General features: G+C 74.0%; 8 protein-coding genes. 5 read left to right on the top strand and 3 right to left on the bottom strand.

What is annotated here, in order from left to right; all coding sequences use genetic code 11:
• Positions 1–53: 53 nt before the first annotated feature.
• Positions 54–272: a DUF397 domain-containing protein gene (locus tag C1I99_RS26725; protein ID WP_111136985.1), complete on the bottom strand. Its 219-nt coding sequence runs from the start codon at positions 270–272 to the stop codon at positions 54–56.
• A gap of 68 nt (positions 273–340) precedes the next feature.
• Here C1I99_RS26725 and pepN point away from each other — a divergent pair, with 68 nt between their 5' ends.
• Positions 341–2,857, top strand: coding sequence for an aminopeptidase N (gene pepN / locus C1I99_RS26720; RefSeq protein WP_111136984.1), 2,517 nt, complete (start codon positions 341–343; stop codon positions 2,855–2,857).
• A gap of 141 nt (positions 2,858–2,998) precedes the next feature.
• Here the strand turns inward: pepN and C1I99_RS26715 are convergent, their stop codons facing one another.
• A complete protein-coding gene (locus C1I99_RS26715; RefSeq protein WP_111136982.1) occupies positions 2,999–4,204 on the bottom strand; it encodes an FAD-dependent oxidoreductase in 1,206 nt (401 codons plus the stop codon).
• Between the two features lie 157 nt (positions 4,205–4,361).
• The gene (locus C1I99_RS26710; protein WP_111136980.1) at positions 4,362–5,009 is read right to left on the bottom strand and encodes a PadR family transcriptional regulator; all 648 of its coding nucleotides are present in this window, start codon (positions 5,007–5,009) and stop codon (positions 4,362–4,364) included.
• A gap of 172 nt (positions 5,010–5,181) precedes the next feature.
• Between C1I99_RS26710 and nadD the strand changes: the two genes are divergently transcribed.
• The 4 genes from nadD (at position 5,182) to C1I99_RS26690 (ending at position 7,836) form a co-directional block, all read left to right on the top strand.
• On the top strand, positions 5,182–5,778 hold the full coding sequence (gene nadD, locus C1I99_RS26705) for a nicotinate-nucleotide adenylyltransferase (protein ID WP_111136978.1): 597 nt from the start codon (positions 5,182–5,184) through the stop codon (positions 5,776–5,778).
• A gap of 110 nt (positions 5,779–5,888) precedes the next feature.
• Complete coding sequence (gene rsfS / locus C1I99_RS26700) at positions 5,889–6,296, top strand: ribosome silencing factor (RefSeq protein ID WP_111136976.1); 408 nt, start codon at positions 5,889–5,891, stop codon at positions 6,294–6,296.
• Positions 6,293–6,922 carry a histidine phosphatase family protein gene (locus C1I99_RS26695; protein ID WP_111136974.1) on the top strand — a complete coding sequence of 210 codons (630 nt, stop codon included), beginning with the start codon at positions 6,293–6,295 and terminating at the stop codon, positions 6,920–6,922. The genes rsfS and C1I99_RS26695 overlap by 4 nt, the downstream gene beginning before the upstream one ends.
• Before the next feature lie 47 nt (positions 6,923–6,969).
• Positions 6,970–7,836, top strand: a complete 867-nt coding sequence (locus C1I99_RS26690; protein ID WP_111136973.1) for a DegV family protein — start codon at positions 6,970–6,972, stop codon at positions 7,834–7,836.
• The last annotated feature ends 70 nt before the right edge of the window (positions 7,837–7,906 follow it).

Genomic DNA, 7,906 nt, shown 5'->3' with positions numbered 1-7,906 from the left:
GGCGGGCGGTGAGTGGGTACGGGCCGTGCCGGCGCGGTCGTCCTGGCGGCGGTTCAGTCCAGGTCGAATTCGCCGTCCTGGGCGCCGGCCACGAAGGCGTCCCACTCGGCCTGGGTGAAGACCAGCACCGGCCCGTCCGGCTCGGCGGAGTTGCGCATGCCGATGAGGTCGTCGACGAAGGCGACCTCGACGGCGCTCTCGGAGGTGTCGCCGTCGGCCCGCTGCCAGACCGCGCGGGAGAGGTCGAAGTCGCCCTTGGGGTGCGAAGTCATGCTGTCAGTCCTCCAGTGCCACGGGTCAGGGGGGACGTTCCCGGTTCCCCATCGGGCAGGATAAGCGGATGCCGAGCCTGACCCGTGTAGAGGCGGCCGCGCGTGGCGCGGTGATTACCGTCGAGTCCTACCAGGTGGACATCGACCTGACCGGCGACGGCGAGCACTTCCGCTCCCACGTCACGATCCGGTTCCGGGCGAGCACCGGCGCCGCGACCTTCGTCGAGGTCAAACCCGCGAAACTGCTGGCGGTACGCCTCAACGACCGGGACGTCGACCCCGGCACGCTGACGGACAACCGGCTGCCCCTGACCGGGCTGGCCGAAGCCAACACGCTCACCGTCACCGCGGAGATGGCGTACTCGAACACGGGGGAGGGGATACACCGCTTCGTCGACCCGGCCGACGGGGAGACCTACCTGTACGCGATGTCGTTCCTCGACGACGTGCAGCGCATCTTCGCCGCCTTCGACCAGCCTGACCTGAAGGCGCCGGTCACCCTGGCCGTGACCGCCCCGCAGCACTGGACGGTCGCGGCCAACGGCGAGCTCGCCGCCAACCCCCGGCCCGGCCGGTGGGAGTTCGCCCCGACGAAGCCGCTGGCCACGTACTTCGTCTCGTTGATCGCCGGGCCCTGGCACGTCCGGCGGGACTCGCACGACGGCATCCCGCTTGGCGTCTACTGCCGCCGTTCCCTCGCCGCGCACCTGGACGCCGACATCGACGAGATCTTCACGGTGACCCGGCAGTGCCTGGACCGGTTCCACCAGCTCTTCGCGGAGCGCTACCCGTTCGGCAAGTACGACCAGGCGTTCGTGCCGGAGTTCAACGCGGGCGCGATGGAGAACCCGGGCCTGGTCACCCTCCGCGACGACTACGTGTTCCGCTCGGCGGTCACCGACACCCAGCGGGAGCTGCGGGCCACCACCATCGCCCACGAGATGGCGCACATGTGGTTCGGCGACCTGGTCACCATGCGCTGGTGGGACGACCTCTGGCTGAACGAGTCCTTCGCGGAGTACCTGGGCACCCGGGTGACCGCCGAGGCGACCCGGTTCGACCGGGCCTGGACGACCTTCGCGTTGCGCCGCAAGGCCTGGGGCTACGCCGCCGACCAGCGCCCCTCCACCCATCCGGTGGCGCCCGAGGAGGTGATCGACGCCGCGCAGGGGCTGCTCAACTTCGACGGCATCTCGTACGCCAAGGGGGCCAGCGTGCTGCGGCAGCTGGTGGCCTGGCTCGGTGACGACGCCTTCCTGGCCGGGTTGAACGCGCACTTCGTCGCTCACCGCTTCGGCAACGCGACGCTGGCCGACCTGCTCGGCAGCCTCGCGTTGGCCAGCGGGCGAGACCTGACCGGCTGGGCCGAACGCTGGCTGCGCGCGGCCCAGGTCAACACGCTGCGCGCCGAGGTGTCCGTCGACGTGGACGGCCGCTACGTCGAGGTGGCGGTGGTGCAGACCGCGCCCGACACGCACCCGGTGCTGCGCCCGCACCGGATCGGCGTGGGCCGGTACTCCGCCGGCGGCGCGGTCGACCGCGTCGAGGTCGATCTCGAACCGGACGTCGACGGGGGCCGTACGGTGCTCGCCGGGCTGACCGGTGCGCCGGCCGCCCGGCTGCTGCTGCCCAACGACGGCGACCTGACGTTCGCCAAGGTACGCCTCGATCCCGCTTCGGCCGACGCCGTACCGCTGGTGCTGCCCGGCCTGGCCGACCCCCTCGCGCGGGCGCTGCTCTGGGGCGAGGCACTGGACGCCGCCACCGACGGGGAGCGGCCGGTCAGCGGGCTGGTCGGGCTGGTCGCCGCGGCGCTGCCGGCCGAGACCGAGGTGATCATCGCCGAGGACGTGCTCACCCTCACCCGCTCGCTGGTCGACCGCTACCTCGACCCGGCGGCCCGGGCGGCGGCCCTGGTCGACGTCGCCGACGCCTGCCGGCAGCTGCTCGACGGCGCCCCGCCCGGAGAGTCGTTGCAGCTGGCGGCGGCCCGCGGCTGGATCGCCGCCACCACCGACGCCGAGCTGCTCACCGGCTGGCTCGCCGGCCGCAGTGTGCCACCGGGGCTGGCTGTCGACGCCGAGCTGCGGTGGGCGGTGCTGCGCCGGCTGGTGGTGCTCGGCGCGGCGGGCGGGCCGGAGATCGCCGCCGAGGCGGCCGCCGACGCGAGCGCCACGGGCGCGGAACGGGCCGCCCGCTGCCGGGCGGCGCTGCCGGAACCGGCCGCGAAGCGGGCCGCGTGGGAGATCATCGTATCGAACACCGAGCTGTCCAACCGCCTCGTCGAGGCGACCGCTGAGGGGTTCTGGCAGCCCGAGCAGGCCGAGCTGACGGCCGGGTACGTCGAGCGGTACTTCGCCGACATGCCGGCCGCCGCGCGGCTGCGTACGCCCTGGACGGCCGACCGGGTGGCGAGCCTGGCCTTCCCCCGCTACGCCGTGGCACAGGCCACCCGGGAGGCGGCCGCGGCGCTGCTGGCCCGCGACGACCTCACCCCGGGCCTGCGCCGGGTGGTGACCGACGCCGACGACGACCTGCGCCGGGCCCTGCTGGCCCGTACGGCGGTCGCCGCCGCCGCGGCCTGACCGCCCCGTCTGACCCGCGCGTGGCCGGCGGCGCGGCGCCGGCCCGGCCGGTGCCAGCACGGCGAGCCGGACCCACCGGCCGCCCGGCGTCGGCGGCGACGGGGTGCGCACCCGCGGGCGGGGGCGCACCCCGGGGCGAGGTCAGCGCGCGGCCGGATCCGAGGTGACCGGGGCGTCCCAGTCGATGACGTAGCGCTGCTCGTGGCCCATCGTCTTCTCCGGGTCCATCGCGGTCTTCATCAGCAGCGGCATCAGCAGTGGCATGAGCGCCCGGGCCACCGCGCCCGGCGCCTTTGCCCGGTTGATCCGTGCCGCTCGGGCGGCGACCTTCTCCACCCGGTCGCGCCGCAGCCGCTCGTACGCGGTGAACGCCGAGGCGACGTCGGGCAGGTCCCGCAGGCAGCGGGCGAGCTGCACCGCGCTCTCGATCGCGAGCGACGCGCCCTGGCCGGAACTGTTCGACGGCGCGTGCGCCGAGTCGCCGACCAGCACCATCCGGCCGCGATGCCAGCGCGGCACCGGCGGCATGATCAGCAGCGAGCCCACCACCTGGAGGTCGTCGGCGCTGCTGGTCAGCATGAGCTGCCGGCCCGGGTCGTCGTCGCCGTAGGCGGCGCGCAGCGCCCGCAGCCACTCGGCCGCGGGCACCGCACGGGCCTCGGGCAGGGTCATCGGCCGCTGCTGCGGCAGGTTGACGCCCCACCGGGTGCCGCCGCCCGGCTCCGGCCAATAGAGGTAGTAGCCGCGCCGGCCGAAGGCGAAGGTCATGGTGCCGGGTTCGGCGTCCACCTCGTGCCGGGCCACCGCCTCGAAGCCGAGCAGCCCGGTGTAGCGCGGGCCGGGCGCGTCCGGGTCGATCAGGGTCCGGACCGTCGAGCGGATCCCGTCGGCGCCGACCAGGACGTCGGCTGTGGCGGTGCTGCCGTCGGCGAACCGCGCGGTGATGCCGGTCGCCGTCTCTTGCGTGTCGACCAGGCGCTTGTCGTGCTCGATCACCACGCCCGCGGCGACGGCCCGGTCGTGCAGCGCGCGGTGGAGGTCGGCGCGGTGCACCACCTGCAACGGCGGTACGTCGGCCAGGCCCGGCAGGTCGAGGCGCTTGCGGCCGACGGCCATCGCCGTGCGGTGGATGGGGGTGGCGATCGCGGTCACGGCGCTGTCCGCGCCGACGGCGCGCAGCACGGCGACGCCGTTGGGGGCGAGCGCGAGGGTGCCGCCAACGCCGTCGGCGGTGCTCGGGTACGCCTCGTAGACGGTGGCGGCGATGCCCGCGCGGCGCAGCGCCAACGCGGTCACCGGGCCGGCGATGCCGCCCCCGATGACGATGGCCGTCCTCACTGTGGTCATGGTCTTCTCCCTGGTCGTCGGTGCTCGTGCGTGGCACCGCCTGGGAGGGAGCCCGGCTATCCTCGTGGTTGCCGCTTCGGGCCGGAGCACCTTCCCAGGTGCGGTACCGAGGTAAGGGCCCCGGTGCGGTGTTGGCGCACCGCGCCGGGGCCGTCCGTCACTGCGTGGCGCTGCCCCCTTCGCCGAGATCGGTCAGCTCCGGCGGCAGCTCGCCGGTCTCATGGAAGGCCCGCCACTGGTCGAGCCCGGGGTAGGTGCCCGCGGTGAGTTCGGCCAGCAGGGAGCGGACCCAGGCCGCCTCGGCCTCCCGGATGGCCAGGTCGTACTCCGACTCGACCAGGAACAGCCGCGGTATCTGCCGCAGGTGCTCCGCGAGTGCGTCCCGCCCGGCCCGGATGCCCTCCTCGAGCAGCTCAAGGCGTTGCCGCAGGAGCGCCGCCGCCTCGTCGGGGTGCAGGACGGCGAGCACGGACAGGCCGGCACGGAAGCGGGGATGCTCCGGCTGCGGGGTCGTCACCAGCTCCCGCGCCCAGTCGACCAGCTCGGCCCGGCCCGCCTCGGTGATCCGGTAGACGGTGCGCTCGGGGCGCCGTCCCGCGCGGACGCTCTCGACGGCCGCGATCAGCCCGTGCCGCTCCATGTTGCGGATGACCGTGTAGAAGGACCCCCACTTGATCTCCATGTCCTGGTCCTTCCCCCAGGACCGGAGGGTGGTGGCGATCTCGTACGGGTGCATGGGCCGCTGGGTGAGAGCGGAGAGCACGGCGAGGGCCAGCAGATTGCCGACCTTGCGCTGCTTCGGCATGCCGCCCTCCTGTGCTCGCTGACGATTACTTGCCAGCGAGTATACGGTGGCGAGGGGTGGCGGCGCCACCGCCTCTTCAGCAGCCGGGCGGGCTCGGGAGGCGTCCGCCGCGTGGTGAGGACCACGGCACCGCCGCAGGTGCCCGCGGCAGCGGCCGGCCTACGATCACGGGGTGGAGGAAGACATCCGGCGGATCGGCATCATGGGCGGCACCTTCGATCCGATCCACCACGGGCACCTCGTCGCGGCCAGCGAGGTGGCGGACCGGTTCGGGCTGGACGAGGTGGTCTTCGTCCCCACCGGCCAGCCGTGGCAGAAGGCGGACGAGCCGGTCAGCCCCGCCGAGGACCGCTACCTGATGACGGTGATCGCCACCGCCTCCAACCCCCGCTTCCAGGTCAGCCGGGTCGACATCGACCGGGGTGGGCCGACGTACACCGTCGACACCCTGCGCGACCTGCACGCCGAGTACGGCCCGAAGGTGCAGCTGTACTTCATCACCGGCGCGGACGCGCTGGAGAAGATCCTCTCCTGGAAGGACCTGGACGAGATCTTCGAGCTGGCCCACTTCATCGGGGTGACCCGGCCCGGGTTCGAGCTCACCGACGCGCACCTGCCCGCCGACACGGTCAGCCTGGTGCAGGTCCCGGCGATGGCGATCTCGTCGACCGACTGCCGCGACCGGGTTGCCCGGGGTGAGCCGGTCTGGTACCTGGTGCCCGACGGTGTGGTGCAGTACATCGCCAAGCGGCGCCTCTACCAGCAGTGATTCCACCTGGTTTCGGCCGGTTGGCGGCGGTAACGCGCCACAACTGACAAGTCGGGACGCCACCGCGTGTGAGACGCTTGGGGGACCGCACGGTTGATCGAAGGAGAACGGTGACAGTTTCCGAACGCGCTCACGAGCTGGCGATCGCCGCCGCCCAGGCCGCCGCCGACAAGAAGGCGCAGGACATCGTCATCATCGACGTGGGCGACCAACTCGCCATCACCGACGCGTTCCTGCTCGCCGCGGCCCCCAACGAGCGCCAGGTGCTCGCCATCGTCGACGCCATCGAGGAGCGGCTGCTCCAGCTGCCCGAGAAGGCCAAGCCGGTCCGGCGCGAGGGCGAGCGCGGCGGCCGATGGGTGCTACTCGACTACGTCGACATCGTGGTGCACGTCCAGCACACCGAGGAGCGCGAGTTCTACGCCCTCGACCGGCTCTGGAAGGACTGCCCGACGATCCCGTTCGTCGACCGGGACCTCGTCGACGCCGAGTCCGCCGCCGGCTCCGCCGCCGAATGACCCGGCTGATCATCTGGCGGCACGGCAACACCGACTGGAACGCCGCCGGCCGGGTTCAGGGGCAGACCGACGTACCCCTCAACGACCTCGGCCGGGAGCAGGCCCGCGCCGCTGCCCCGCTGCTCGCCGCCCTGCGACCGGACGCCATCATCGCCAGTGACCTGCGCCGCGCGGCGGACACCGCCGCCGCGCTGGCCGCGCTGACCGGGCTGCCGGTGCGCGCCGACGCACGGCTGCGGGAACGGTACTTCGGGCACTGGCAGGGCCTCGCCCTGACCGAGGCGGCCGAACGCTTCCCCGCCGAGTACGCCCGCTGGCGGGCCGGCGACCCCGACCCGGGCGCCGGCATCGAGAGCCTTGACGACCTCGGCAAGCGGGTCGGCGCCGCCCTGCAGGAAGCGGCCGACGCGGTGCCGGGCGGCACCGTGGTGGTGGCCATGCACGGTGGCGGGGCCCGGCAGGGCTGCGGCCAGTTGCTCGGCTGGGACCACGCGGTGCTGCGCACCGTCGGCTCCCTGCAGAACTGCCACTGGACCGAGCTGCGGCACGATGACGTCCGGGGCTGGCACCTGCGGGCCCACAACGTCGGCCTGATCGTCGCCCCCACGCCCGCCGACGCGGTCTGACCACGCCGCCCCCGCGTGCCCGGCGGGGATCGGCTAGCGTGCCGGGCATGCCCGTCGCGGTCGTCACCGACTCCACCGCCTATCTTCCCCCCGAGCTGCTGCACGCCCACCGGCTGACGGTGGTGCCGCTGACCGTGGTGCTCAACGGCGCGGAAGGGCTGGAGGGGGTGGAGACCCTTCCCGCCGACGCCACCCGCGCCCTGGGCGGCCGGCGGGTCACGGTGAGCACCTCCCGGCCCGCGCCCGAGCAGTTCGTGCGCACCTACCGGGAGCTGTTGGACGCCGGCGCCAGCGGGGTCGTCTCGGTGCACCTGTCCGCCGAACTTTCCGGCACCGTGGAGGCGGCCCGGCTGGCCGCCGCCGGTTTCGGCGATCGGGTCGCGGTGGTGGACAGCCGCTCCTGCGGGATGGGCGTCGGCTTCCCGACGCTCGCGGCCGCCGCGGCCGCCGCCGGGGGCGCCGACATCGCCGGGGTACGCGACGCCGCGCGGGACGCGGTGGCGCGGACCACCATCTGGTTCTACGTCGACACGCTGGAGTTCCTTCGTCGGGGCGGCCGGATCAACGCGGCCGAGGCGCTGCTCGGCACCGCCCTGTCGGTCAAGCCGATCATGCACATGCCGGACGGCGCGATCGTGCTCAGGGACAAGGTGCGTACCGCCAGCCGCGGGGTGGCCCGGCTGGTCGACCTGGCCGTGGAGGCCGCCGGTGACGCCGATGTGGATCTGGCGGTGCACCACCTCGCCGCGCCGCAGCGGGCCGAGGCGCTGCTCGCCGCGCTGACCGACCGGCTGGGCGGCCGGCTGCACCAGGCGTACGTCTCGGAGGCCGGCGCGGTGGTCGCCGCGCATGCCGGGCCGGGGTTGGCCTGCGTCGTCGTGCACCGCCGCCCGCCCGCCGCCGGCACCGACTAGCGTCGACCCCGACGGCAGGGGCGGCTGCGGCGGGTGGCTCCCGCCGCGCGACGGGCGGTCGGGGCGGTCG

Source organism: Micromonospora deserti (genome assembly GCF_003236335.1).
Classification (GTDB): domain Bacteria; phylum Actinomycetota; class Actinomycetes; order Mycobacteriales; family Micromonosporaceae; genus Micromonospora; species Micromonospora deserti.
This window is presented reverse-complemented; position numbering and strand designations above follow the sequence as displayed.

Coding starts and splice junctions, on each gene's coding strand:
- C1I99_RS26725 (WP_111136985.1), bottom strand. CDS start 272: ATGACTTCGCACCCCAAGGGCGACTTCGACCTCTCCCGCGCGGTCTGG.
- pepN (WP_111136984.1), top strand. CDS start 341: ATGCCGAGCCTGACCCGTGTAGAGGCGGCCGCGCGTGGCGCGGTGATT.
- C1I99_RS26715 (WP_111136982.1), bottom strand. CDS start 4,204: ATGACCACAGTGAGGACGGCCATCGTCATCGGGGGCGGCATCGCCGGC.
- C1I99_RS26710 (WP_111136980.1), bottom strand. CDS start 5,009: ATGCCGAAGCAGCGCAAGGTCGGCAATCTGCTGGCCCTCGCCGTGCTC.
- C1I99_RS26695 (WP_111136974.1), top strand. CDS start 6,293: ATGACCCGGCTGATCATCTGGCGGCACGGCAACACCGACTGGAACGCC.
- C1I99_RS26690 (WP_111136973.1), top strand. CDS start 6,970: ATGCCCGTCGCGGTCGTCACCGACTCCACCGCCTATCTTCCCCCCGAG.